The organism is Paenibacillus sp. JT31N11 (assembly GCF_056269285.1).
The window spans coordinates 197229-221682 of the sequence record NZ_JBWDNQ010000012.1 but is presented as its reverse complement, the minus strand read 5'-3'; the positions used below and the strand labels follow the sequence as shown (position 1 = coordinate 221682).

Genomic DNA, 24454 nt, shown 5'->3' with positions numbered 1-24454 from the left:
GTCCGCCGCTAACCCCGTTGAAAGCAAGCTTTCAACGAAATCCGCTCGACTTGCATGTATTAGGCACGCCGCCAGCGTTCGTCCTGAGCCAGGATCAAACTCTCCATAAAATGACTCATTACGTACTAGTATTGCTATTCTTTCACTTAAAAAAGTGAAAGGGCAGATCGCTCGTTGTTCAGTTTTCAAAGAACAAATTCTATCTTGCTGCCTGCCGTTTTAGCGGCCGGAATAAGAATATACCATGGCCCAGAAATATATGCAACCCCTTTTTTCAATAAATTGAAATTTTCATTAAAATTCCTTCTTTCCACAGTTGCCTGCGGAATAAGAAATTCCATGGGAATGGCTATTATGACAAGAAGCTGTAGACGAAAAGGTCGCCATGTATTTGCACAGGACCGAATCGTATGAGCTTATATATCAGATTCAGGGCAAGAGATAGGAGCAGGCGTTCACCACTGTCACGAATCCTCTTCTATTATAGACAGGTATAGACAGGCCAGATGCTGCCGGATATAGATGGAATTTTACCTAGCAGCTTTCCGCTTATGAAGAAGCATTAGCTGGTATCTACTTTTATGGAAAAATAGAGTGTCGTCCCCTGCTCTTCCGAAATATCGACCCATATGCGGCCATTCATCATCTCCACCAATCGTCTGGAAATAACCCATTCTAGTCCCAGTGCTGCCTGATCGGTGCCTCGATGTGAAAAGCTCAGTGCTGCGAAATTATGCATCAGCAGCTCTATTTTCTCAGTTGGAATCCGGGTATGTGTTCCTCCTACCCTAATAAGCAGTTCCATCTCATGCTCGCTAACGTTTGACTCACCGGGTTCGATCGATAGTGAGATTATGCCCTTGGTCGTATATTTAAGCGCATTTCCCACCGCCATGACCAGGATCTGGCAGATCCGCGCCTGATCCCCGAAAAGGGCAGCAGGCATGTGCGGGCTAATTCTGCTCTCCAACCTTATCCCGTTGCCCGTCAATTGACCGGCAAACCTGTCCATAATGTCATCGACACAGCCATACAGGTCGAAAGGAAGATGGTCCAGCAGCATGGTACCTGCTTCGATCTCCGCAAGATCCACCACATCGTTCAGAAAGACCATCAGCTCTTCGCCGCCGAGTTGAACGATTCTGGCATAATCCTGCTGCTCTTCCGACAGATCCGTATCCTGCAGGAGGCTGGTCATTCCGATCACTCCATTCAGGGGCGTGCGGATGCCATGGCTGATCATTTTCAGGTAAAGGCTTTTTTCCGCATTTGCCTGTTCAACGCTTTCCCGTGCCCTCGCTGCCAGTTCCTTCATTAGCTGCAATTCTCCCTGCAAGAGATCCCATTCCACAGCATAGCCAATCAACGCGGACATGGAGCTTAACAGCACTGCATCCTTGTCATCAAAAACACGGGAGGAGCTGTCGTCCAATGCGCACAACGTGCCGAATATGCGGCCGTCGCCGAGTGTAACAGGCACACCTATGAAGGAGCAGTTCTTCAGCGCAGTAGTCAACGGCTTGGCGGACGTCAAGTGATGCTCAGATACATTCCCGATTATCAGTGCCTCCATGCTCCCTTCTATAAGAAGCGAGCAATAGGAGTGCTCATAAGGCAGAATTACACCTTCATCCAGCAGAGCTTCCTTGCGGTTGTGGACTTTCAGCATGATCGTCGATACCTTGTCGCTTGCCGCCAAGTAAAACGTGCTTGCCTGGAGTAATTGATTCATGGTCCTCCATACTTGTTCTACTGTCTCATCCAGTCCACGATAATCCAATTCGTCACCTGCCTTCTTTAATGTTGGCCGAAGCACAAAAAAAAGCCAAAGAAAGCGATCCCGCTTTTCTTTGGCTCCTGACTAGCGTATATGAAAAATATATCTTGTCAATTTGACCACGTATTTAATTTTTAAATGTATACACAAGAATGCTTTTGTCCCTCTCAAATTTCCAATCGAGGAACAAGCCTTCAACGGTTTTCCCGAGAATTTGCTTCATATCCACGTCATGGGCAAAGTGATGCTTCTCCAGTACGCGTTTGGATATCCGAAGCGTTGCTTCATAACCTAAATCCAGCAGCTGCTTCTCGATCTTGATCAGCAATCCATAGCGGATGATGATCAGCGTCCGGGAATTCGTCCAGTAAGAATGGATGCGGTCCGGAATTTTCTCGCAAATTTGGGTTATATGCCCCACTCTTTCATGAATTGCATCTTTGCCTTCGTAGCTGTCATCTTCATTATTTTTTTCACCGGAAAACAATCCCACCATAATTCCCGAGTGATGCTCCAAATCCCAGTCATAAAAAAAATCCTCAATTTCCCGATGAAGCGTGACCTTAATATATTCATTCAAATCGGGGATTATCGAATCCATTACCAGCTTGCGCGTGTCCCGAAAGGCCTCTTCCTTCTGCTGATGAAGCATCAGCTTCTCGACCGGTCCGATAAAATTGCGAAGATGCATGGTAATGCACCGTGAATCATAAGAGATATGGATGGATTCCGGTCCTTTGCCAAAGCGATCCCGCAGCAGCTTGCTGATAAAACTTGATAATTGGCTTGATATCTCTTTTTCTTCCAAGAATACCCGTCCTTTAGCTCCAGACTTATGCCCCGTGCCATCATTCAGTATACATCATTAATGGGCTGACAACCAGATCCGTCATTTTGGCCCTGTCCGGATATCTGTTCCGCGCGAGCGTTCATGGCAGATTCTTTGTTTCTACTAAAAATTGATAGGTTCACGTTTTTAAATTTGGAAGTTACGGCTTGACACTATCCCATATCCCCTTGTCCCTGTAACCAAATAAGGGAAAACTGAATAAACTGAAGGATCGTGCAAGCATCTTACAGCCAGCTTCACCAGATTGGAAGTTTCATATGAAAAAGAACTAATCATAGAAAGGAGACTTCATTTGAGCAAAGTTTCAGTTATCATGACAAGCTATAACAAACCGGCCTTTGTCGGAAAAGCCATCGAAGGCATTCTTGGTCAGTCCCACGCGGATTTCGAACTCCTTTTAATGGATGACAATTCAAATGAGGAAACCGATCAGGTCATCGCAGCTTATCTGCAGGACAACCGGATCCGCTATGTTAAAAGTCAAACAAAAGATATTGCCGAAAGGGCGGCTACCATCCGGTATGCTTCTCTTATCAATCAGGCAATTGACCTGTCAACCGGAGATTATATCACGTATATTACGGATGATAATGTTTATCGTCCGCAGAGACTTGAGAAAATGACAGCTTTCCTGAGCGAGAATCCCGAAGCGAACATCGTCTACTCCTCATCCATTACCAATCATATTAAAGATGACGGCACAATCACCAAATCGGTGTTCCGGCCTGCCGGGCGTCTGACCTGGCTCGCTCCCTGTGCGGTGGATCATTGCTCCATTATGCACCGCAGCTCCATCCTGTCCAGGATTTATGAACGCTGGGGCTCCTATTGGGATGAGAATCCTGAATATTACCGGATTGGCGATGCCAGATTTTTTTGGAGATTGAATCATTATTGGCCTTTTCATCCTTTGGATGAAGTGCTGGACGACAACTATATGACGGAGGGATCCTTTCACAGCCAGTTGTTCTCCAGGGAAAAATCGCAATTTATTCAGCTTCTCCCCCAGCAGTTAGACTGCAGGGAGCTGCGTGAGTCGCTCAGGCAGCAGCAGTCAGGAAAAATCGGATGAGCATCTATCTGCGTCATTATTGGGCATTGTTCAACGAATTCATCGAAGCCTTTGAGAGCATCAGATATAAGCATATCCCTTTGGGACTGTTATCCAATTTCTATCAATATTTGAGCGATGACATCAAAAGGTCAATGAGTGAAGCACAGTTTCAGGCCGTTTTGAAAAATCCCGTTACCGACGACCAGGAAATTCAGCCTCTATTTGACCGGTATATAACGCCATTCGTAAAACAGAAAACTCCCTGTGAAGGCGGGAAAATTCTCGTGAACGGAACGTATCACCGTTTTCAGCCCAGCGTTTTTCTGGAGCGCTTTGACCCGCAAACCACCATGCTGTTATCCCGCGGCAAACCCTATCTGGGAATTCCGGTTGTTACCTTGAGTCATTATGAAACGGATGTGTCCGATACAGTGCGGGAATTAACGGAGGATTGCGCCGGCCTGTTTGCACAATATGCCGATCATCCGGTCTTTCGCGACCAGCAATTTCAAACCAGAACGCTGGATGATATTCCGCGGATGATTAAAGCGATGTCGTCTGTGGAAAAGATGCTCCAGAACGTTCCGGTGTCCTGCGCAGTCGTCGGTACGACAGAGGATCTTACAAGCCGTGTTCTCTGCCTGGTCGGGGCATCCATGGGAGTTCCCTCGGTATGTCTCCAGCACGGAGTCATTATGGGAGAAGAAGCCTTCCTTCCTGTATTTGCGACTGTCCAGACGGTTTACGGGCAGTATGAAATGGATTGGTATTCCGGCAAGGGGACCCGTCCCCAGCAAATCAAAATGGTGGGGCATCCCCGTTACGATGTCATTTATACGCGGGCCCGCATGCCGGCTTTGAATATTTTCCATTCGTTGTCGTTAAAGCCGGATACAGCCAAAATACTAATGATTACGCAGCCGCAGACGAACAAAGCCTTATTCACCCAGTCGGTAAAACTGATCATGCAATCCCTGAATGTGGAAGTCTTGATCAAGCCGCATCCCTGGGAGAAGAAGAAAGGCCTGATTACGGAATATCAGCAGTTGGAAACGGAATTCCCCACAGTCCGGATCGTCCCTTCAGAAGTGGATCTATACGACCTGATTCCCCACACTGACATCGTGGTTATGGAAAATTCTACGGTGGGACTGGAAGCTATGTTATTCGGCAAAGCCGTTATCGTGTTCAGGGACCCGGATGCGGAAAAACAGTACAGCTATTACGACGATATGCATCCCTTCATCCAGCTGACACCGGAGGGTCTTGCCGGTCAGATCAAGGAAGCGGTCGGCAGTGCAGCATTGCGGGAGCAGCTCCAATTGAAAATAAAGCAGTTTGCCGATTATGCCTATCCCCTGAAATTAGCGGGACCTGAGCTTCTGAAGCTGCTTCATGAATTATCTGGACATCCCCCTTCACGCTCACCTTCCAATTCTATAGTCAAGGAAGGAATGCTGGTCAAGAACGGCAGTCAGAAGGCAAGCAAAATTGAGAACGGCTGTTTGCGGCCCTTCTCATCGACCGATGTATTTCAGCAATCCGGATACAGATGGGATGATGTGTATCAGATCGACGATCGGCTCCTGTCGCAAATACCTGCCGGTGAAATGATTTATGCGGACAGCCCCGGGACAGAACCATTCGATACGCACCGTGAGCTGTTCTCTACAGAAGGGTGCTTGATCAAAGGTTCAGGGCCTGAAGTCTATCAGATCGAATCAGGTTTGAAGCGCCTGCTTGTGGATTCGGATTTGCTTCGCTTGGACGCTCCGGCGGAGGTCGTCTATCACATCGACGACCGGATTCTGCAGCGGATACCAACGGGCTTACTCCTCCGGAAATAAAAAGTGGAAAGAATGTGTTTGCGATCGATAAGTTAGCCATAATGGGCGGGAAGCCCGTAAGAAAAAAGCTGTTGAAATATGGCGGCCAGTGGATTGAAAATGATGATATCCGCGCGGTTATGAACATCCTGAAAAGCGACTTTCTCACCACCGGCCCCTCCGTGGCGGAGTTCGAACAGATGCTGGCGGAGTATGTCGGCGCCCCCTATGCCGTAGCCTTCTCAAGCGGAACAGCCGCTCTCCACGCCGCCTGCTGCGTGGCGGGAATCGGCCCCGGCGATGAAGTCATCACCACTTCCCTGACCTTCGCTGCAAGCGCCAATTGCATCTTGTACTGCGGGGCAAGTCCGGTATTCGCCGACATCGACGAAAACACCTATAATATCGACCCTGCCTCTATTGAGAGCAAAATAACGAATAAGACCAAAGCGATCCTGCCCGTGCATTTTGCAGGCCAGCCCGTTGATTTGTCAGCCATTATGGAAATTGCCGCAAGGCATGGCCTGATCGTGATTGAGGATGCGGCTCATGCGCTTGGGGCCGAGTACGGCAGCCAAAAAATTGGAAGCGGGGGAAATATGGCCTGCTTCAGCTTTCATCCGGTCAAGCATATAACAACAGGCGAAGGGGGAGCCGTCACCACCCATGATGCAGCTTTGTACGAGAAGCTGGTTCAGTTCAGGAGCCACGGCATTATCAGGGACCCCGGCAGCCTTACGCGCCAGTCCGGGGCATGGTATCACGAAATGCAGTTTCTCGGCTATAATTACCGGCTTACTGACTTCCAGGCCGCTCTCGGAATCAGCCAATTCCGCAAGGTCGACCGCTTTCTCGGGCTGCGCCGCGAATATGCGGCTCTATATACGGAGGCTTTCAAGGATATGAGGGAGCTGAGCCTCCCTTCCCAGTCTCCAGTTACTCTGTCGTCCTGGCATCTCTATACGATACGCTTGAATACCCGTTACTTGAATGCGGACCGAAGGAATATCTATGACGCTTTATGGAAGGAAAACATTGGCGTTAATGTTCATTACTTACCCGTTTATCTGCATCCCTACTATGAGCAGCTCGGATATGAGACGGGCCTTTGCCCTAAAGCGGAACAGCTGTACGAGGAGCTGCTCACTCTACCCTTATTTCCCATGATGTCGCGAAAGGATGTTAATGACGTGATCACGGCACTAAAAAAAGTGCTGCATTATTATTCTAAATTGTGAGCAGGGGAGCAGGTCCTATGAAAATAGCGGCTATTGTCCAGGCAAGAATGAATTCCACCCGGCTGCCCGGAAAAGTCCTACAGGAGGTACTGGGCAAACCCCTGCTCCGCTATCAGCTGGAGCGTGTGAAAGAATCGGCATTCATCAGCGATTTGATCGTCGCCACGTCTGTCTCAGCTGCGGATAACCCGATTGCCGGGTTATGCCAATCGCTTGGAGTCAACCTTTACCGCGGCTCTGAATCTGATGTATTGGAGCGCTATTACGAAGCGGCTTTGCAAAGCGGCGCTGATATCGTCGTCCGTCTTACGGGAGATTGCCCGCTGCACGATCCCGGCATCATCGATCGGGTCATTCAAGCTTACCTGGACTCCCCTGCTTCCTGCGATTATGTATCCAATACTCTCCAACGGACCTTCCCGCGCGGTCTTGACACAGAGGTGTTCTCTATGAAAGCCTTGACCAAGGCCCATGCGGAAGCCATCGAGGAAACGGATCGCGAGCATGTTACTCCGTACATTTACAGGCATCCCGATTCCTTTGAAATCCTGCAGCTCACCAACAAGCAGGATTGGAGCCGCTATCGCCTGACCGTCGATACGCCAGAGGACTTTCAACTCATTCGGCTGATTCTGGAGGCGCTCTACCCGTCAAATCCCCTTTTTGGCATGGAGGATATTCTGCAGCTTCTGGACCAGAACAAGGATTGGAGCCGATTAAACTCGCATATTGATCAAAAAAAATGGTAAACAGGCCATTATGGAGGTGAGGATACATGTTTATCCGTGCTGATGCTTCCATTGAAATGGGAACGGGTCATATTATGAGATGCTTGACAGTGGCTGAAATGTGGAGGAATTCAGGAATTCAGTGCCAGTTTATTACCCGGGCATTGCCAGCTGATTTGAATCATTTTATTACGCAGCAGGGGTTCACGGTCATTTCCCTTGCCGGTCTCGATGCTTCGGCAGGATGGGAGGAGGATGCGGATCAAACCATTGCCATACTGGCTCCTTATGCTCCCGTCGACTGGATTCTGGTGGACCATTATAATCTGGATCTTGCATGGGAGCTGAAGATCAAGCCCTTCGTAAACAAACTGGTTGTCATTGATGATTGGGTTCACAGGCGGCATGCATGCGACCTGCTTATTAATGCCAATATTTACGATGAGTCTGCAGCTCATACACAGAGAGCGAATGTGCCTCCCGGCTGCCTGACCTTACTCGGCCCCTCCCATGCCCTGCTGCGGCGCGAATTCAGGGAAACGGCCAAGATACCCCGCGTCAGGGACGGCAGCATCCGCCGTATTCTTGTAAGCTTCGGAGGCAGCGACCATACGAATCAGACAAGTAAAGTATTAAGAGCCTTCAAGCAGCCGGGATTTTCTTCTGTCCACATTGATGTTGCCCTTGGCAGGGCCAACCCGTACCAAGCGGAAATTCAGTCTTTATGCGCCGATCTGCCCCAGGTGCAGGTACACCTTCACAGCGATGACATGGCCAGCCTGATGCAGAAGGCCGATCTTTGTATAGGCGCTGTGGGGACCACCTCATGGGAGCGGTGCTATCTGGGACTTCCGGCACTTTGTTTGACTGTGGCCCATAATCAATCGGATGCAGCAGCATTCCTGCACCAGGCAGGAGCCGTTATTCATCTTGGTTGGTTTGAGAACGTCACAGAGGACGATATCGCCCGATCGGTGAGACATGTCATGGAGCAGCCTTCGATTGCTGCTGACATGTCTGTCAAAGCCAGACGCTTTATGAAAGACTACGACCGGCATGCAGCCATGCTCATTCCCGCATGGTTATCCAACGATAAGGCGGTGAACACGGATGAATGAAATCATAATCGCAGGCAGAAAAATCGGCTCTGCTGCGGAGCCCTTCATCATCGCGGAAATGTCCGGCAATCATAATCAGTCACTGGACCGCGCCCTCCAAATAGTAGAACAGGCCGCACTGTCCGGCGCGCACGCGCTGAAGCTCCAAACCTACACGGCAGACACGATGACCTTGAATATTCATTCCGGCCAATTTCATATTAATGACAAGGCGAGCTTATGGAATGGTCAGTCCTTATACGATTTGTACAATCAGGCCTATACCCCCTGGGAATGGCATCAAGCCATCTTTGAATACGGGCGCAAGCTGGGCTTGATCGTGTTCAGCTCCCCGTTTGATGAAACGGCTGTTGATTTTCTGGAGACGCTTGGCGCCCCCTGTTACAAAATTGCTTCTTTCGAGAATACGGATCTCCCGCTCATACGCAAAGCAGCTTCGACCGGGAAGCCCGTTATTATTTCAACCGGAATGGCCACTGTCTCTGAATTGCATGAAGCTGTAACGGCATGCAGGGAGGCGGGCTCGGGGCAAATCATTTTATTAAAATGCACCAGCGCTTATCCGGCGCCGGTCGACCATTGCAATATTGCGACGATTCCCCATATGCGGCAGCTGTTTGACTGCCCTGTCGGCTTGTCCGATCATACGCTTGGCATGGGCGTAGCCATTGCCAGTATTACGATGGGAGCCTCTGTTATCGAGAAGCATTTCACGCTGTCGCGGCAGGAGGGCGGAGTGGATTCGGCTTTTTCCATGGAACCGGCCGAGATGAAGCTGCTGGTTGAAGAGTCGGATAAAGCCTGGCGGGCGATGGGAAAAATTGCATATGGCCCTGATGAAGCCCAGCAGGCATCGCTCCAATTCAGAAGATCCCTGTACGCGGCTGCGGACATTAAGAAAGGGGAAGCCTTCACCAGGCAAAATACAAGAATAATCCGGCCGGGTTACGGCCTTCCTCCCAAATATTATGAGCTCATTCTGGATTCCAGGGCTGTGGCGGATATTGATGGAGGGACCCCTTTGAGCTGGGATCTGATAATAGGAGGCTGAAGCTGTATATGGATATCCGGGAGGCGACGGCGGAGGATGCACAGCAGCTATTCGATTGGCGCAATGAACCTGCGGTTAGAGAAATGTCCTTGGAAAGCGGTCCGTTGGATTGGGAGACCCATCTACGCTGGCTTAAGAAGGCACTCCTGAACGAAGATCTGAAAATTCTGATGGTTTTGGAGGAACAAGAGCCGATCGGCACTTTCAGACTGGAGCGTCTGGCCCCGTCGCTTGTCCTCATCAGCATCATATTATCGCCTTCATCCCGGGGGAAGGGTTATGGACCTTCAATCATTCAGGCTGCATCGGCAGTTTGCAAAAAATATTTCGGCAGCGTGACAATCCGGGCTTGTATTAAAGCCGGGAACAGCATTTCGCAAAAAGCTTTTGCCAAGGCGGGCTACCAGCTGGATGCTTATATAATGGAATTCCGCTGTTGACATGCCTTATAGGTGGATGAACCAATTCATATAGACGAGTTCCCTGAGCATGACCCATAGCATATTCTGTCATTATCTGGACTATCCACCAAAAAGGAGTGGTGAAAAACATGGGTTTGCGTAAGTCACGTCTCCATTCCACTTGCCGTAAACCAAAGGGCTATCGAAAAATAAGGATTGTCTCCAGCTGCCATAAATCAAAATTGCGCAGGAAAAGAAGTAAACAAACCTGCAATTCAAGCCTGAGAAGACTTCAGGCGCAGGTGCTGGCTTCGTCGGCCGGCCTGGAGCAACTGACTGCAAGCGTTTCGTCCATAATAACATTCGTGAACCAGACCCGGAATGACGTGAATGTATTGCAAAATGAGTTCACCGCTTTCTCGGCAACGAATCAGGATATAAGAGAACAGCTCATAGCCAGAATAGGCACGACGATTAATATCGAAACATCTGCCGGATCCGTGACTGGTCTGCTCATCGCCGTTGGCGATGATTATGTGGAAATTCTGGAAACCTCCGGAGCGACTGCAATTGTCAGGATTGCAAAAATCAATTCCTTCAGCTGATTCCAATTAAGGAGAGAGGATCTTAATCATGAATTTTTCCGGAACTATGACAACCTTCATCGGCCGGAACGTTGAGAGCTTTCAGGAGGGACAATTTCTGACAGGGAAGCTGGTCGGCGTTTCCGAAGGAAACTTGATCATTCAGGTGGTTCAGAACATCTACTCCCCGGTGTCGGGGCAGGCTCATGTGCTGATTCCGAATATCCATTTTGTCCGCATTCTTCCATAGCTGACCGAAACCAGTGTCTCCATTGCGCATAATTATCCTGGTTGGAGCGGGTGATGCTTGTATGGCGGAGTCTGCGGTGGTAGAGAACATCAGGGACATGCCGGGCGGAAAAAGAACGGGACATGCGGCTGAGCATCTGGAAATCCTCATAAAGCCGCCCATCAAATATGCCTTCTTCCCACCAGCCGCCGATCTCTCTTAGAGCGGTCAGGCGATAGAGACGGGGAGCAATGGGCGCTGCTTCATCCAGGAGCCGCTTCTCGTCAAACTCGGACATGGATGACATGGTTCGGCTGAAAAGGAGCTCTTGATTGGAACGCATCAGCCATTCATCATGGTTGGCGTAAAGAACGCTTATACCGTCTGCATCCGCAATGGATGCAGCCAGGGTCTGCAAACAGTCAACAGCAAGCCAGTCGTCGGCATCCAGCTCCAGAAGCCAACTCCCCCTCGCAGCTGCAGCCGCCTCGTTCAGGCAGCAGGATTTGCCCTGGTTATGTTCGCTGCGCAAAAGCCGCACACGGGGATTCTCCAGAAACGGCTCCAGCTTCTCGGCCGTCGCATCGCCGGACCCGTCATCCACGATGATCAGCTCCCACGATGAAAAGGATTGTTCAAAGACACTGCGGATGGACCAGGGAAGGAAATCAGCGCTGTTATATGTGCAAATAACAATAGAGAAAATGGGGTCCTGCTCAACCGGGCTGACAGGCGAATTATCCCTTGTCAGAAGCGGAGCAATGCGTGGCCACTGGTCCTTCTCTTTTCTCCAGGATGGAGAATATGAGTTGGGCTGGCTCCTCAATAGCGCCGCGGGGAATTCCCTCCAGCTCCAGTCCGCCGACAAGCGATGCATCATTTCATACAGTACATAGCCGCCAAAAGGAAGCCAGTCCATGGCGGCAAAGCCTCCGGCGTCCAGCACCGCAGCCTTGCGCCAAACTACCGGTCCCCTGGAAGCTGCATGCCGGTCATGTCCTGGCCCTAAGGAAGTGTATCCGCTCAGACAGAGTCCTGCATGATGGAAGGCAAGCTCATGCAGACAGGATTGAAGCTCCGACCGGAAACCGGATTCCATTCGCTCTCCTGCCAATAGAGTAAGAAAAAAGGGCTCGGCATCCCACGTAATGGCTTCATTCAGGAATTCGCCGGGATGGCCTTCAATCTTATGAATGGACCAGCAGGGCGCTTCATGTATAACCGTTTCCTCTGTCATTCCGGCCATAAGGGAACGGCCTTCCGGATTTAAGATGAATACGTTCACAGTCCCACTTTCCCTCCGATGGCAGAAGACATAACGGCGGCTTCTTTCTTATCTAATATATGGCTATCTGCGGAGATTGGTTCACTATTTCTTTTAACCCAAAGCTAAACCCAGTGCGGGAATAAACAATCTTCCAAACGCCATGGTTAAAGCTTGACCATTTAATATTCCTTGACAGGAATATTCCAAAAGGGGTATATTTAGTATATAAATTCCATCGATCAGTCCCGGTAAGCTTGTGCTGGAACACTAGGCCTCGCTATAATGAATACTTGGGCATTTAAATCGTTTGAGAGTGGGTTGAGGCTATGAATGCATTGACTTTCAGTGCTCTTGCTGAGCCCAACCGTTTAGACATCGTCGAGCTTCTGCGCGACGCTCCTCTCCCCGTGGGGGAAATTGCCGATCGGCTTGGGCTCAACCAGCCGCAAGTATCCAAACATCTTCGCGTATTAAGCGATGCCGGACTCGTCGAGGTGCAGCCGGTCGCCAATAAGCGGATTTACAAGCTGCGTCCCAAATCGCTCATGGAGCTGGACGATTGGCTGGAGTCCTTCCGCCATATTTGGGAGGAAAGGTTCGACCGTTTGGATGAGTATCTGCGCGAACTGCAAGAAAAGGAAAAGAACAGCAAAGAGAAGGATTAGTTTCCAGATCAAACTGTTGTCCAAAAAATCACCCCGCCGGAGCATATCTTCTTCCTCGATGTCTTCTCGGGCGAAAAAGGCAAGGGCGAAACAAGGGATTCCCTTACCGAGCATCTGCATGAATCCAATCATTACCCGGATTTCGCGCACAAATCAGGCTGCCGTTGTTGACGGCAGCCTGATTTTGTCGTTACTGTCGCGGATGTTCAACGCTAGCTGCAAAAGGCAGATCCCTAAACCCGATGCAGCTTGCCCTCTGCCCGGTGCAGCTTGGCTTCCTGCCACAGCGTACGCCATTCATCAGCTTGTGTCAGCACCAGCTCAGGCTGCTTCGCGCTTCTTACCGCAAAGGATGGATGGATGGAGCGCCCGGACTGCGCGCCGAGCTTGTGGTAGCGCAAATCAAGCGACCAGCGTACGATATCCGAGGTATTCGTCGTCCCGCGGTGAGGGGTATATTTGCTCATAATGACAATGCTGCCCTTGCGGCATTCGGCCAGCACCGGCTGAACATGGGGCAGCTGCTCGGGAACAATCGTCGTCCCCCCTTCTTTGCGATGCTTCAGATATCCCAGCTTGGAGACCTCCGGCATCACTTCCATACAGCCCGTCTCGGCGGTTGCATTCACAAGCGGCAACCAGAACGTGATGATTTCCGAAGCATCGGAATCCTCGCTCGTAACGGCGCAATCCTGGTGCCACGGCACATTCTGGAAGTAATCCGGCTCCGCATTCGCTTTCGGCTTCCAGGGCAGCTTGGCCCGCAGATGCTGAATCGGATTGCAGCTCAGCTCGCTGCCGAGCAGGCATTCCACAACGTTCAGCAGATGTTCGTTCCCGAGAAAGCGGAAGATGGCATCACCCAGGTAATCGCTGATATCAAAGCCTTTGCCGATAGCAGGGCACTGGGCATGCAGCAGGGCAAAACGCCGCTCGAACGATTCATGCTCATGGAGCTCAGTGATTTTCCCCTCGGCAAGCAGGGCCCTTGCCCGTTTATCGATCTCCTGCTCCAGCTCGTCAATAACCGGCTGCAGGTCTTCGTCCGTCAGCACATCCTCGGCAATCAGATAACCTTCTGTCTGATAATGAATGATTTGATCAATGGTAAGTCCCTTCATTTCCTTCTCCCCTTCTCATGAAAGATGCGGTTATAATGGCATCATAACAAGTATGCGAGGGACGTTGAAGGTAAAATCTACCCGCATATGCGGACTATATTATCCTATAGTTCGTCGGAGCCCTGCCATGCTGCTGCCGGAAAACACGGGCAAAATAGGAAGCATCCTCGTAACCCAGCATCTCGGCAATGGCATACACAGGCAAATCGGTATATAACAGCAGCTTCTCGGCTTCGGCCATGCGTGTCCGCTGCAAATAAGTCATGGGAGTCTCTCCGGTATGCTCCTTAAATATCCGGCAGAGATAATTAGGCGTCCAATGCGCCAAATGAGACAGCTCTTCCAGCGTGATATGCTCCTTCATGTGGGCTTTCATATAATGCTTCAATACCGCAACGGTCTCCGCACCGGATCGCGCGCTTTCCATATCGAGCCTGGCAATGCGCCAGAGCGTTTCCTCCGTCCGCAGCATCAGATCCATCACCATCAGCGACAAATGCTCGGGTGTAACATAGTTCATCGAAGGCTCAAGCAGCCGGTGAAAGCCCTCCAGCAGGAATGGCTGCAAAAGCGGCGGCACCGGAACCGGCCCGTCTCTCATCGAGTCCGGCAGCGCCGAGCCTCTTTTCTCCGAAATCCAGTCCAAAAAATTGGCCTCAAATGGCTGTCCCTCACCATCGAGGACGAGAAAGGTGCATTCCAGATTGGAGAGCGGCCTTGCCTCGCCGCCTTGAAATTCATGCCATTCATTGGGATTTATAATATAAAGCAGCCCCGGTTCCGCTTTACTGCGCCGGTCATCCACCGCAAAGCTGCCTTCGCCCTCCGTAATATACATGAAATGAAATACGGGATGCCGATGCCGTGTGGTAATACTGCCTGTGCGATGCTGCTGCTTGTCTGTCGTAACATGTTCAACCCGCAGTTCCCTGCCGTTCATTAGAACACGAATGCTCATTTTTCGAATAAACCTCCGCATCGGGAAAGGATAAGGATCATGGCCAGACGTTCTTTCCTTACTCTAGCATAAAAGAGCAGGGCACGAAAACTGCGTGCTTCATGCCGAGGGCCGCGGCGAACAGAAATAAAAAAAAGTCCTGTCCCTGGAGCAGGGCAGGACGGATTCGAACGCTCATGTGGTCGACCGCCGTCATGCAGCGCCACACCGCGCGCTGGGAACTGCGCGCGGTGCTTTATTGGCATTGCTTCATTATAGCTGCGAACATGGCGGCAACCGTCCCGCTGCCAGCCGTCATATAATTATCCCTGCTGCTGGTATCGAAGCCCATCCATATGGAAGCCGTCAGTTTGGAGGTGTAGCCGACAAACCACAAATCACGGTTGGCTTGTCCCGTTACGCCGTCAATATCCAACTGGGTGGTTCCGGTCTTGCCGGCTGTCCAGCTTCCGAGCTTCGCCTTCCGCCCCGTGCCATGATCGACCACTTCTGTCAGCAGCCGGGTCATATCGGCCGCCGTCTGACGAGTCATGACCTGCTTGTTCAGCAGTGGAGTGGCATAGACCGTATAACCCTTAGCATCCTTGATCAGCTTGACAGCATGCGCTTCGTTGAAATTGCCGTTATTGGCAAATGCGCTGTAAGCCTGGGCCATGGCAAGCGGCGACACCCCGTCATGAAAGCCGCCCAGAGCGGCAGCCAGATTGCGGTCCTGATTCCCCAGGCGGATGCCCAGATTCTCCGCAAACGCAGCTGCCGCCGGTAGCCCTACCTGATTGAGCAGCCAAACCGCCGGGGCATTAATCGATTGCTCCATTGCCTGCTCCATCGTCACCGAGCCCAGATAACGGCCGCTAAGGTTCGCTGGCTTATAGCTGCCGTAAGCAACAGGCTTATCCTGCAGTCTGGTCTGCGGACGGAATTCGCCGGATTGCAGAGCAGGCCCATAAACCAGTATCGGCTTGATGGCCGAGCCGGGCTGACGGGAAATATTCACCGCGCGGTTGAGACCGCCCTGCCTATAATCCCGCCCTCCGGCAAGCGCCCTTATTTCCCCCGTGCTGTTATCCAGGATAACAGCCGCCCCCTGCACCTGCTGCGTCGCTCCATCCTTCGGAAAATAACGATCCTGCCGGAAAGCCTCTTCCGCAGCCTGCTGATAGCCCGGATCCAGTCCCGTTACAATGGTGTAGCCCCCTGTCATCAGCTTCTCCCTGGTCAAGCCCGTTACAGCTTCCGCTTCCTGAAGCGCATAGTCGGTATAGGCGGCATAAGTACGCTCCGGCGCAGCTGATTCAGGAGGCACATATTCGACGCTCTTTGCCTCCAGCATCTGAGCCTTGCCGATATACCCCTGCTCATGCATCAGAGTGAGCACTACAGCCCGCCGTTCCTTGTTCCGCATGGCGTCATCAACGGGATTGTAAACCGAAGGACCTTTCGGAATGGCGGCTAGCGAAGCAATCTGCCACAGCTTCAGCTTGCGCAGATCGGCAGTGCCGAAATACCGCTCTGCCGCAGCCTTCACCCCGTACTGCTGCCTGCCCAGATAGACATGATTGAGATAGAGCGTCAGCAATTGCTGCTTGGAGTATGCCTTCTCCAGCGCTCCGGCAATCGCCGTCTCCAGAAATTTGCGCGAGAGCGTCTGATCTGTAGTGAGAAATACGGTTCTGGCCAGCTGCTGCGTCAAGCTGCTACCGCCCTGTTCGATTCCTCCCGATGCCAGATTGACGCGCACCGCTCTGGCAATACCGATCCAGTCCAAACTGCCATGCTTATAGAAGCGGCGGTCCTCGGTTGCGAGAAAGGCCTGCTGCAGGAGGAGAGGAATTTCGTCGCCCGCTGCTGCCAGGCGGTTGCCGTGCCCCGGGGAGATGAGTTTCTTGACAGGAGCGCCGCTGCGGTCCGTGATCACGCTCGTTGTCACCGCCAGCAAACGCTCCGATTGGCTCCGCAAAATATATCCGCCTGTCATCGTCATGCCCAGATAACCGAGGAGCATGACGACGATGCCAAGGATGCATAAATCAAAAACAAAATACCGCCGCCGCCGCTTGGCAAAGCTGCGGGAAATCTGGTTTACCATTGCCCGCCATTGATGCAGCCGCCGCAAATGCATATCCACCGGCTTAATGCAGCTCCTTCGCGTGATGCATGGGCAGTATGCGGATTTCGGTTAACTCATCCATTTTACCGTCTTCATCTGCGGCTGCAGGTTTATCCCCGCCGGCTGCATAGAGCTGGCAAAGCTCCGCCAAATCGGAACGAATTTTGCCTGAGCGCCAATAAAAGAACAACAGAAACAACAGGCTTCCGGCAAGCAAAGCAGTCGGGTACGCCCCGATATGATTAATGATCCAATTGAACAGTTTCACATAGGGCGCATCGTATTGCAGACCCGCATGATAAAAAAAAGCGGCTATGCGGTATCCCAAATAGAGCAGTATCCCGCTCATCAGAGCGCTGGCTGCTCCGACATACAAGAATTTGAAACGAATTCTTCTGAAAATAAACTCCATTCCTTCATCGCCCCCATCTCTTGCTTTTAAGGACATTTTACCGGAGCGATCTTAAGGTTATGGTTATGCAGTTCTTAACTTTTCCTTAAACCGGCAGGAAGAATGCGATTAATTTCCCATAGCTTGCGCTTCATTCACTGAATGACAAGAGGCTCCGACGACAGCTTACGAACTCCCGATACCCAGCCCATCTCCCTCAGACGACGTACTTTTGGAATCACCAGTCAGCTCCCATTCCGAAAGCTGTCGATAAAATGGCGGGCGCCCGCCGATAAATAGCGGTCCTTCATCCAGACTACACCCACCTCGGACTGAAAGTCCGCGTCGTTGATCTCCAGCATCCGTACAACATCCGACGGGAAGGAAGACATGACCGATTTAGGAAAAATGGTGGCGCCGATCCCTTCGGCAATGAGCGACATTATAATGGCCACACTGGAGCATTCACAAATAATGTCCGGCGCGAAGCCGTGACGGAGACATTCATTCATTACCTGCTCATGCATCCATGTCGTTTGATCCGTCTTCAAGGTCAGATATGGAAAGTCCGCCAAATCCGCCATATGAATGGATTCCTCTTCCGAATAGGCCGTCCATGAGCCTGGAATTACAACAACGAACGGGTCGGAGGGCAGCGGAAGCACGTCGTACCGCCTGGGGTCGTGCAGCGCCTCGAAAGGCAGCCGGGCCACAACCAGCTCAATAGCCCGCTTCTCCAGCTGTTCCCCCAAATAAGCATGGTCCCCTTCCAGAATCTTGAAGGTTATCTGCGGATACTTGTCCCGGAACGACTGGATGCGCGGCGGCAGGAGTGAAATACAGGACACGACCGAGCCGATAGAGAGAAGTCCTCTTATGCCTTCCCCGGTTTCCTTTACTTCCCTGACCGCTTCCTCGAACTGATTCAGCAGCAGCTCGCCCTTCTCCTGAAGCAGCTTGCCGGCCTCAGTCAGCTTTAAACGCTTGCCGCTCCGGTCGAACAATCGTACACCCAGTTCTTCCTCGATCAGCTTGAGCTGCCGGCTCAGCGGAGGCTGTTCCATGTTCAGCTGCCTGGCCGCGCGTGTAACCTGCCCTTCTCTGGCGATGCTTAGAAAATACCTCAGCTGGCGAATATCCATGATTTCACCCCATATATACCGATAAGGTATGATAAATCAATAAAATAGATATTTTTAATATATATCATGAGATGATAGCATTCAATTAGAGGATTAATGCGCTTTACATCTAAGGAGAGATGAATATGATTCAACCGATGGAGATCCAGCGGACGACTATGAAGAAGGATAAACCGGATCAGCGGCAGCTGGGATTCGGCGTCCATTTTACCGATCATATGTTTATCATGGACTATACGTTGGAGAAAGGCTGGCATCAGCCGCGAATTGTGCCTTATCAGCCGCTGTCCATAGACCCTGCGGCAAAGGTCTTCCACTACGGGCAAACGATTTTCGAAGGATTAAAAGCCTACAAGACCGGAGACGGGCGGATCCTGCTGTTCAGACCGCAGAAGAATTTGCAACGCCTGAACATTTCCGCCGGGCGTCTGGGGATTCCGCCGCTTGACGAGGAGGCTGCGCTTGACGCCCTGCAGCAGCTGGTCGCGGCGGATCAGGACTGGGTTCCTTCAGAGCCCGGAACCTCGCTTTATATCCGGCCTTTTGTCATCGCCACTCAGGCTGCTCTGGGCGTAGACCCTTCCGCGCATTATCAGTTTATCATTATCATGTCGCCAGTCGGCTCCTACTACCCGGAGGGCATTAATCCAGTCAGGATTCATGTGGAATCGGAGTATGTCCGCGCCGTGAAGGGCGGACTCGGCGAAGCCAAGACCGCCGGCAATTATGCATCAGGTTTGAAAGCCCAGGTATCCGCCAAGGAAAACGGCTACTCCCAGGTGTTATGGCTCGACGGCGTTCACCGGACCTATATCGAAGAGGTTGGCAGTATGAACGTATTTTTCAAAATCAACGGGACTATTCTTACACCGGCGTTAAACGGAAGTATTTTGGACGGCATTACGCGCAGCTCCATTATCCAGCTCCTGAAGCATTGGGGGATCCCGGTCGAAGAGAGGAAAATATCGATCGAGGAGTTGTACGAGGCCGGCGATCATCTGGAGGAAGCGTTCGGAACGGGCACGGCAGCCGTTATTTCGCCAATCGGGGAGCTTAACTGGAATGACAATAAGCTCGTAATCCACGGCAGCCGGACCGGCGAGCTGTCAGCCAGGCTGTACGATGCTTTAACCGGCATTCAAAATGGCCAATTACCCGATCCCTTCGGCTGGATGGTCCAGGTCAACCGTGAACCTTCGGATACTGCGATCACGGAGACTACAGGATGACGACAAAAATGAAGCAGACTCTGGAAAACGCTTTACGATACTGGAAAGCCATGTCCGGATCCGGGAATGAGGGTGCAGAAGAAGCTGCCGATCAGTTTGAAGCCTCCTTTTACCTGTTCATTGATGCTGTCCGCGAGTGGTTTCACGGTCTGGATCAACAGCCGCAAACCTTGGAGGAGCTTCTGGAATTACCGGCGGTTCGGCATATTCTAGAACTGCTGCCGGCCCCGTTGCATCTGAATTTTGAAACCGAGGCTGAGCTCATCGTGGATCACATCAGCAGAATCGACGAAGACAAATATGATGAATAAGGTTTATAATGGAAGGTGTATTTTAATTGTATGGGAGGAATGATTCATGAGTATTCAACAAATCACGGACACAACAGTGCTGAACAATGGTGTACATATGCCATGGCTAGGAATTGGTGTATGGCAGGTTGAAGAAGGTGAGCAGGTCATTCATGCCGTACAATACGCCATCGAAGCAGGCTACCGCTCCATTGATACCGCGGCGGGCTACAGGAACGAAGCGGGTGTCGGCGCTGCAATCAAGCAAAGCGGCGTACCGCGGGAAGAGCTGTTCGTGACCACCAAGCTGGCCAATTCGGATCAGGGCTACGAAGCCACGCTGCGCGCATTTGAAGAAAGCCGCCGGAAGCTTGATCTGGAATATCTGGACCTGTACCTCATTCACTGGCCCGGGAAAGACAAGTATAAGGAAACGTGGAAGGCTTTTGAGAAGCTGCATAAGGATGGATATATCCGCGCTATCGGGGTAAGCAATTTCCAAGTTCATCATCTGGAGAGCCTCAGGCAGGACAGCGATACCGTTCCGGCGGTCAATCAGGTGGAGTTCCATCCCCTGCTTAGCCAACGGGAGCTGCTGACCTACTGCAGACAGAATCAGATCCAGCTCGAAGCATGGAGTCCGCTGATGCAGGGCAATCTGGATCTTCCGCTGATCACGGATCTGGCCAGTAAATATAATAAAACGCCGGCACAAATTATTTTGCGCTGGGATCTCCAGCAAGGCGTTGTCACCATTCCCAAATCCGTCCGCGAGGAACGTATCCGGGAGAATGCCAATGTGTTTGACTTTACCCTCTCGGCAGAGGACGTCCAGGCCTTGGAAGGCTTGAACAAGAACAGCCGTTTCGGTCCAAATCCGGACGAGCTGCTTTTCTAGATCCATGAGAGAACCTTATAACTGCTATTTCAAAAATAAGGCAGGCCCAGCAACGGCAACGTTGCGGCCTGCTTTTTTTGTATTCGATCCATTAGCTTCCGCCTGATCCGATCAGACCGCTCCAATAACCGGCCATTCCAGCTCAAACCCGTTATTGCGCAGGCGGGTCTGGAAATTTGCCAGCAGGTCCGGCGTGTTTCTCACTTCGCGGGGCTTTATATTTTTCTCTGCGCAGTAGGCTGCCAGCATGCCCGCCGCTTCTCCAATATTCCACTCCACCGGATGCAGACGGTAGCAGCCGTTGGTGATGTGGGTTGTACCGATATTTTTGGCAGCCGGGATCAAATTATTGACCCGGACCGGAATGAGCGCGCCCAGCGGAATCTGGAACGGCAGCGAGGGGATATCGATAAATGTCCGCAGCGCGGTGCTGGGATGCAGATCGATCCGGTAGCTTCCGATGCCGACGGTATCGCTAAAATTCTCCGCTTTTCCGTCGGAGTGGTTTTCCGGACTGACATGCTGCTCCAGAATGGTAAATTCGGCGCGAATACGGCGTCCTTCCCGGATATACGGCGCCTGGGCCAGACCATGCGCTGCACCGGTGACATCAGGACGCGGCCGCAGGCCGGGATAACCAATCCCTCCGTCAGGGCGGGGCGCTTCCTTCTGCATCCAATACAGAAAAGAAAGGCTGAGCTGCTTGGCACTTTCCAGATGGCGGTGTCTTTCTTCAGGAGAAACGTCGGTAATGGCGCCCAGCCAGTAGTCGTTTTGCGGCCAGTTGACCACACTGATGTCCGCCGGATAGGTCCCCGGCAGAAAATTGCTAAGGTCTGCCAGTCTGCGGTAGGTGAACAAGGGGTTCGCACCCTCGCCTGGCATAAGCACATAGGTTACAGGCTCAAGCGTGGATGGCGAAGGAACCGTCCAGCCCAGCTGCGGAGCTGGCCAGAAATCTGCCTGATAATTTCTCCAGAAGTCATATTCTCTGGGCCTTGCGATCGTGTAATCTTCCCCCTCTGCATAGTCGAGTGCCAAACAATGCGTAAACGCCTGAATATCCTGCGGGTTTGCCGGACCTGAGAGCGCATGGGCCTCTACTGTTTCGTCTGCCGATTCCGCTCCTGTCACGTATTCCACGCCGGCGAGCGGCAGCAGGTCCCCTTCCTCCGTTGCATCGAGAAAATAACGGCCTGTCAAAACCAGATGGTCCCCTTCCCTGCCGCGTACGGTCACCGAGACGATATCGTCCCCATCCGATTCGGCTTTCACAGGCTCGTAGCCGGTCCAAATCTGCAGCCGTCCGCTGTGCACATAAGGCGCCAGCATATCTCTCAGCACAGCAAGCGCTGTGCGCGGCTCATGGGACAGCCTGCTGACCCATGCATTCCCCGGGTTGAAGGCCGCCCGGGACCTGGCCTGCTCCGTCAGCGGGAAGTTTCTGCGGTAATAGTCCCGCACCGCATTCCGATAGGACCGGTAGCTGGCCGTGCAGCCAAACTGCTCAATCCAGCGGGGCTCATCCGGCGGCACCACCTGACTGGTCAGCTGCCCGCCAATCCAGTCCCAGACCTCGGTCATGACAACCGATCGCCCCGATCTCGCTGCTCCCAGCGCGGCGGCGCATCCTCCTGTTCCTCCGCCAATAATGACAACATCCGCTTCAATATGCTTTTTCATGTGACTCCTCCTCATGAATTTGGAAACTTTTACAGCTTAACCCACTAACCTCTATATGTACCCCAAACCATTCATTGTTCAATCAGTTGCAGCTTACTTGTTCAAGGATATGAAGAAAGAGTCCTGGAGGGGAATAAGCCCTCCGGTCTCCATAATTAAATCACTACAATCCATTTGACAATACCCTGTCAATTCGTCATACTACTGTCACATGAACAATCTAAGCCCACATGGAGAAACATTCACTGAACTTGTTCTAGCCGTATTCCGGGTGAACGGTCTTCTGCTCGAGGCAGGGGACCGCATTACGCAGCCCGTTGGTCTCACAAGTGCCCGCTGGCAGGTGCTCGGCGTTGTCGAGCATGGCCCGGCTCCAGTCGCTCACGTTGCCCGCATCATGGGATTATCACGCCAGAGTGTGCAGCAAACCGCTGATACGCTGGAACGCGACGGTCACATTATGTATCACGAGAATCCGCATCACCGCCGCTCCAAGCTGATGGAGATCACGCAGAGAGGACGTGAGGCACTCGCTTATGTGGAGCAGCGGCATGCGGACTGGGCCAATGAAGCAGGAGGGAGTTACACACTCGACAATCTCCAGGAGGCAGCCAGACTGCTGCTTCAGGTAGCTGATCGTCTTGAGCAGAATGCCGCTCCATCACAGAATGAAGAGATTTGAAAGGGGATAAACCATGACACAGGCGAAGCCGCTTAAAGAAATTCTTCAGGAATCCAGGGGGAACCGCATCGATGCGATCGCGCAGCATATTGTGGAATATATCGACGGAAACTGGCAGGCCGTGCTCAGGAACAATGCGGAGCAATTGCTCAAAGCCTATAACGAGGCGGGCGATATGGCATACGGAACGTATTTGAACCTGCTTTATCTCCCTGTCCACAAACAGTTCAAGGAAGCCGGAATCCGGCCTGAGCCCAGACTCCCGGGTGAATTCGACATCTCCAGAGAATGGGGCAATGCGGAGGAAACGGACCAGCAGCGCTGGATGTGGAGCTCCATTCATACTCAGGACGGGGAAGCGCTTGGCACCCTCGTCACCATTGTGCATCACGACCATACGCGGTTTCACATTCCCCGCAAGCCCGGGATGATCGCTTTGATAGAGACAGCGAAGGCGGACGTCACATCAGCCCTCTCTCTCCTGTCCGAAGATTTCAGGCATGCGCAGGAGTTTACGGTCGAATACGCAGAATATCTGCGCAAGCAGCAAAGCGGCGGGTAACAACGATTTGCTGTAATAATATGCCGGAGCGGGAGCAGCCACGAAAGCGGCTGCTCTTTTTGCTGTGCTGTTGTTGGCGTTTATTCGGCGATTAATGTCAACAGGCAATCATTAGGCTCAAGCTACCTGGAAGAAACAGAACCACCGTTCATGATCGCGCCATACAGCGTACCTAAGATATACTGCATAATGAATAACAAAAGCCCGTTCCTCCCGGAACAGGGCTTTTGTTATTCATTCACGGTCGGGCCGCGGCTTCCCGGCTATTTCTCGCAAGCAATAAGGTCTTTATCCCGGTCGCTTTTCTTGTTGGCGTCGTACAGCTCCTTCGAAACAAACGGCTTGTTTTTCGTTTTGCCGCCTTTATTCTTAACCGAGGACGTACGGGCAATGCCGCCTTTGTAAGTCTTGTTCATTTCCGTACAATTTTTGAACGTTTTGGCTGTTGTTTTTGCTTCTGCCGTTCCCGTTGAACCTATAGATAAACCAATGACGAGTGCTGAAGCCAGTAAAATCGCAGCAATTCTTCTCACACCGGCAGCCACCTTCCAATATATTCCTTTGCAGAACAATGATAAGGCAGGAGCCAGCAAATAGCAA

24 protein-coding genes and 1 rRNA gene are annotated in these 24454 nt (G+C 51.7%); 14 read left to right on the top strand and 11 right to left on the bottom strand.

The genetic code is table 11. The annotated features are described in order from the left end of the window. From AC0YNV_RS30700 to AC0YNV_RS30690, 3 genes are all read right to left on the bottom strand, one after another. Nucleotides 1-110 (bottom strand): 16S ribosomal RNA (locus AC0YNV_RS30700); the annotation flags it as partial. Between the two features lie 452 nt (nt 111-562). Next, the gene (locus AC0YNV_RS30695) at nt 563-1816 is read right to left on the bottom strand and encodes a sensor histidine kinase (protein WP_475771423.1); all 1254 of its coding nucleotides are present in this window, start codon (nt 1814-1816) and stop codon (nt 563-565) included. A gap of 88 nt (nt 1817-1904) precedes the next feature. Next, nucleotides 1905-2585: a Na-translocating system protein MpsC family protein gene (locus AC0YNV_RS30690; protein WP_475771422.1), complete on the bottom strand. Its 681-nt coding sequence runs from the start codon at nt 2583-2585 to the stop codon at nt 1905-1907. A gap of 334 nt (nt 2586-2919) precedes the next feature. Between AC0YNV_RS30690 and AC0YNV_RS30685 the strand changes: the two genes are divergently transcribed. The 8 genes from AC0YNV_RS30685 (at nt 2920) to AC0YNV_RS30650 (ending at nt 10648) form a co-directional block, all read left to right on the top strand. Continuing rightward, on the top strand, nt 2920-3699 hold the full coding sequence (locus tag AC0YNV_RS30685; RefSeq protein WP_475771421.1) for a glycosyltransferase family 2 protein: 780 nt from the start codon (nt 2920-2922) through the stop codon (nt 3697-3699). Next, the gene (locus AC0YNV_RS30680) at nt 3696-5528 is read left to right on the top strand and encodes a capsular polysaccharide export protein, LipB/KpsS family (protein ID WP_475771420.1); all 1833 of its coding nucleotides are present in this window, start codon (nt 3696-3698) and stop codon (nt 5526-5528) included. The genes AC0YNV_RS30685 and AC0YNV_RS30680 overlap by 4 nt, the downstream gene beginning before the upstream one ends. A gap of 41 nt (nt 5529-5569) precedes the next feature. Continuing rightward, entirely contained in the window at nt 5570-6745 is a 1176-nt protein-coding gene (gene pseC, locus AC0YNV_RS30675; RefSeq protein ID WP_475771429.1) for a UDP-4-amino-4,6-dideoxy-N-acetyl-beta-L-altrosamine transaminase, read from the top strand. Between the two features lie 17 nt (nt 6746-6762). After that, a complete protein-coding gene (locus AC0YNV_RS30670) occupies nt 6763-7494 on the top strand; it encodes a cytidylyltransferase domain-containing protein (RefSeq protein ID WP_475771419.1) in 732 nt (243 codons plus the stop codon). Between the two features lie 26 nt (nt 7495-7520). Beyond that, complete coding sequence (gene pseG / locus AC0YNV_RS30665) at nt 7521-8591, top strand: UDP-2,4-diacetamido-2,4,6-trideoxy-beta-L-altropyranose hydrolase (protein ID WP_475771418.1); 1071 nt, start codon at nt 7521-7523, stop codon at nt 8589-8591. After that, entirely contained in the window at nt 8584-9642 is a 1059-nt protein-coding gene (gene pseI / locus AC0YNV_RS30660; protein ID WP_475771417.1) for a pseudaminic acid synthase, read from the top strand. The genes pseG and pseI overlap by 8 nt, the downstream gene beginning before the upstream one ends. An 8-nt stretch (nt 9643-9650) precedes the next feature. Next, nucleotides 9651-10082 carry a GNAT family N-acetyltransferase gene (locus AC0YNV_RS30655; RefSeq protein ID WP_475771416.1) on the top strand — a complete coding sequence of 144 codons (432 nt, stop codon included), beginning with the start codon at nt 9651-9653 and terminating at the stop codon, nt 10080-10082. Nucleotides 10083-10345: 263 nt separating this feature from the next. Next, nucleotides 10346-10648: a DUF2642 domain-containing protein gene (locus AC0YNV_RS30650; RefSeq protein ID WP_475771415.1), complete on the top strand. Its 303-nt coding sequence runs from the start codon at nt 10346-10348 to the stop codon at nt 10646-10648. A 137-nt stretch (nt 10649-10785) separates the two neighbouring features. On the opposite strand, the gene AC0YNV_RS30645 is transcribed toward AC0YNV_RS30650, so the two are convergent. Further along, nucleotides 10786-12141 (bottom strand): glycosyltransferase family 2 protein, encoded by a 1356-nt coding sequence (locus tag AC0YNV_RS30645; protein ID WP_475771414.1) that lies wholly within the window; start codon nt 12139-12141, stop codon nt 10786-10788. A gap of 308 nt (nt 12142-12449) precedes the next feature. Here AC0YNV_RS30645 and AC0YNV_RS30640 point away from each other — a divergent pair, with 308 nt between their 5' ends. Next, a complete protein-coding gene (locus AC0YNV_RS30640) occupies nt 12450-12788 on the top strand; it encodes an ArsR/SmtB family transcription factor (protein ID WP_210044927.1) in 339 nt (112 codons plus the stop codon). 233 nt (nt 12789-13021) lie between these two features. Here the strand turns inward: AC0YNV_RS30640 and AC0YNV_RS30635 are convergent, their stop codons facing one another. From AC0YNV_RS30635 to AC0YNV_RS30615, 5 genes are all read right to left on the bottom strand, one after another. Continuing rightward, nucleotides 13022-13909 carry a phytanoyl-CoA dioxygenase family protein gene (locus AC0YNV_RS30635; protein WP_475771413.1) on the bottom strand — a complete coding sequence of 296 codons (888 nt, stop codon included), beginning with the start codon at nt 13907-13909 and terminating at the stop codon, nt 13022-13024. Nucleotides 13910-14003: 94 nt separating this feature from the next. Further along, nucleotides 14004-14867 carry a helix-turn-helix transcriptional regulator gene (locus AC0YNV_RS30630; protein WP_475771412.1) on the bottom strand — a complete coding sequence of 288 codons (864 nt, stop codon included), beginning with the start codon at nt 14865-14867 and terminating at the stop codon, nt 14004-14006. A gap of 235 nt (nt 14868-15102) precedes the next feature. Further along, a complete protein-coding gene (locus tag AC0YNV_RS30625) occupies nt 15103-16989 on the bottom strand; it encodes a transglycosylase domain-containing protein (RefSeq protein WP_475771428.1) in 1887 nt (628 codons plus the stop codon). Nucleotides 16990-16999: 10 nt separating this feature from the next. Continuing rightward, nucleotides 17000-17389, bottom strand: a complete 390-nt coding sequence (locus AC0YNV_RS30620; protein ID WP_475771411.1) for a hypothetical protein — start codon at nt 17387-17389, stop codon at nt 17000-17002. 224 nt (nt 17390-17613) lie between these two features. Continuing rightward, the gene (locus AC0YNV_RS30615; protein WP_475771410.1) at nt 17614-18510 is read right to left on the bottom strand and encodes a LysR family transcriptional regulator; all 897 of its coding nucleotides are present in this window, start codon (nt 18508-18510) and stop codon (nt 17614-17616) included. Between the two features lie 125 nt (nt 18511-18635). On the opposite strand from AC0YNV_RS30615, the gene AC0YNV_RS30610 reads away from it, so the two are divergent. Genes AC0YNV_RS30610 through AC0YNV_RS30600 form a run of 3 tightly spaced genes read left to right on the top strand, consistent with a single transcriptional unit; the run spans nt 18636 to nt 20927 of the window. Then, the gene (locus tag AC0YNV_RS30610; RefSeq protein ID WP_475771409.1) at nt 18636-19739 is read left to right on the top strand and encodes a branched-chain amino acid aminotransferase; all 1104 of its coding nucleotides are present in this window, start codon (nt 18636-18638) and stop codon (nt 19737-19739) included. Continuing rightward, entirely contained in the window at nt 19736-20050 is a 315-nt protein-coding gene (locus AC0YNV_RS30605; RefSeq protein ID WP_475771408.1) for a hypothetical protein, read from the top strand. Before AC0YNV_RS30610 ends, AC0YNV_RS30605 begins: the two co-directional genes overlap by 4 nt. A gap of 46 nt (nt 20051-20096) precedes the next feature. After that, nucleotides 20097-20927, top strand: coding sequence for an aldo/keto reductase (locus AC0YNV_RS30600; protein ID WP_210044920.1), 831 nt, complete (start codon nt 20097-20099; stop codon nt 20925-20927). Between the two features lie 111 nt (nt 20928-21038). Here AC0YNV_RS30600 and AC0YNV_RS30595 read toward each other — a convergent pair whose 3' ends face one another. Next, entirely contained in the window at nt 21039-22610 is a 1572-nt protein-coding gene (locus AC0YNV_RS30595; protein ID WP_475771407.1) for an FAD-dependent oxidoreductase, read from the bottom strand. A 271-nt stretch (nt 22611-22881) separates the two neighbouring features. Here AC0YNV_RS30595 and AC0YNV_RS30590 point away from each other — a divergent pair, with 271 nt between their 5' ends. Continuing rightward, nucleotides 22882-23292 carry a MarR family winged helix-turn-helix transcriptional regulator gene (locus tag AC0YNV_RS30590; RefSeq protein ID WP_475771406.1) on the top strand — a complete coding sequence of 137 codons (411 nt, stop codon included), beginning with the start codon at nt 22882-22884 and terminating at the stop codon, nt 23290-23292. A 13-nt stretch (nt 23293-23305) separates the two neighbouring features. Then, the gene (locus AC0YNV_RS30585; RefSeq protein WP_475771405.1) at nt 23306-23854 is read left to right on the top strand and encodes a DUF6022 family protein; all 549 of its coding nucleotides are present in this window, start codon (nt 23306-23308) and stop codon (nt 23852-23854) included. A gap of 263 nt (nt 23855-24117) precedes the next feature. On the opposite strand, the gene AC0YNV_RS30580 is transcribed toward AC0YNV_RS30585, so the two are convergent. Then, nucleotides 24118-24387 carry an excalibur calcium-binding domain-containing protein gene (locus AC0YNV_RS30580; RefSeq protein ID WP_475771404.1) on the bottom strand — a complete coding sequence of 90 codons (270 nt, stop codon included), beginning with the start codon at nt 24385-24387 and terminating at the stop codon, nt 24118-24120. Nucleotides 24388-24454: the final 67 nt, after the last annotated feature.

Bases quoted from the DNA above. Each gene is read 5' to 3' on its own strand.
- AC0YNV_RS30605 (WP_475771408.1), top strand. From the start codon at position 19,736: ATGACGACAAAAATGAAGCAGACTCTGGAAAACGCTTTACGATACTGG.
- AC0YNV_RS30635 (WP_475771413.1), bottom strand. From the start codon at position 13,909: ATGAAGGGACTTACCATTGATCAAATCATTCATTATCAGACAGAAGGT.
- pseI (WP_475771417.1), top strand. From the start codon at position 8,584: ATGAATGAAATCATAATCGCAGGCAGAAAAATCGGCTCTGCTGCGGAG.
- pseC (WP_475771429.1), top strand. From the start codon at position 5,570: ATGGGCGGGAAGCCCGTAAGAAAAAAGCTGTTGAAATATGGCGGCCAG.
- pseG (WP_475771418.1), top strand. From the start codon at position 7,521: ATGTTTATCCGTGCTGATGCTTCCATTGAAATGGGAACGGGTCATATT.
- AC0YNV_RS30620 (WP_475771411.1), bottom strand. From the start codon at position 17,389: ATGGAGTTTATTTTCAGAAGAATTCGTTTCAAATTCTTGTATGTCGGA.
- AC0YNV_RS30670 (WP_475771419.1), top strand. From the start codon at position 6,763: ATGAAAATAGCGGCTATTGTCCAGGCAAGAATGAATTCCACCCGGCTG.
- AC0YNV_RS30610 (WP_475771409.1), top strand. From the start codon at position 18,636: ATGATTCAACCGATGGAGATCCAGCGGACGACTATGAAGAAGGATAAA.
- AC0YNV_RS30680 (WP_475771420.1), top strand. From the start codon at position 3,696: ATGAGCATCTATCTGCGTCATTATTGGGCATTGTTCAACGAATTCATC.
- AC0YNV_RS30630 (WP_475771412.1), bottom strand. From the start codon at position 14,867: ATGAGCATTCGTGTTCTAATGAACGGCAGGGAACTGCGGGTTGAACAT.
- AC0YNV_RS30655 (WP_475771416.1), top strand. From the start codon at position 9,651: ATGGATATCCGGGAGGCGACGGCGGAGGATGCACAGCAGCTATTCGAT.
- AC0YNV_RS30600 (WP_210044920.1), top strand. From the start codon at position 20,097: ATGAGTATTCAACAAATCACGGACACAACAGTGCTGAACAATGGTGTA.
- AC0YNV_RS30595 (WP_475771407.1), bottom strand. From the start codon at position 22,610: ATGAAAAAGCATATTGAAGCGGATGTTGTCATTATTGGCGGAGGAACA.
- AC0YNV_RS30615 (WP_475771410.1), bottom strand. From the start codon at position 18,510: ATGGATATTCGCCAGCTGAGGTATTTTCTAAGCATCGCCAGAGAAGGG.
- AC0YNV_RS30640 (WP_210044927.1), top strand. From the start codon at position 12,450: ATGAATGCATTGACTTTCAGTGCTCTTGCTGAGCCCAACCGTTTAGAC.
- AC0YNV_RS30625 (WP_475771428.1), bottom strand. From the start codon at position 16,989: ATGCATTTGCGGCGGCTGCATCAATGGCGGGCAATGGTAAACCAGATT.
- AC0YNV_RS30585 (WP_475771405.1), top strand. From the start codon at position 23,306: ATGACACAGGCGAAGCCGCTTAAAGAAATTCTTCAGGAATCCAGGGGG.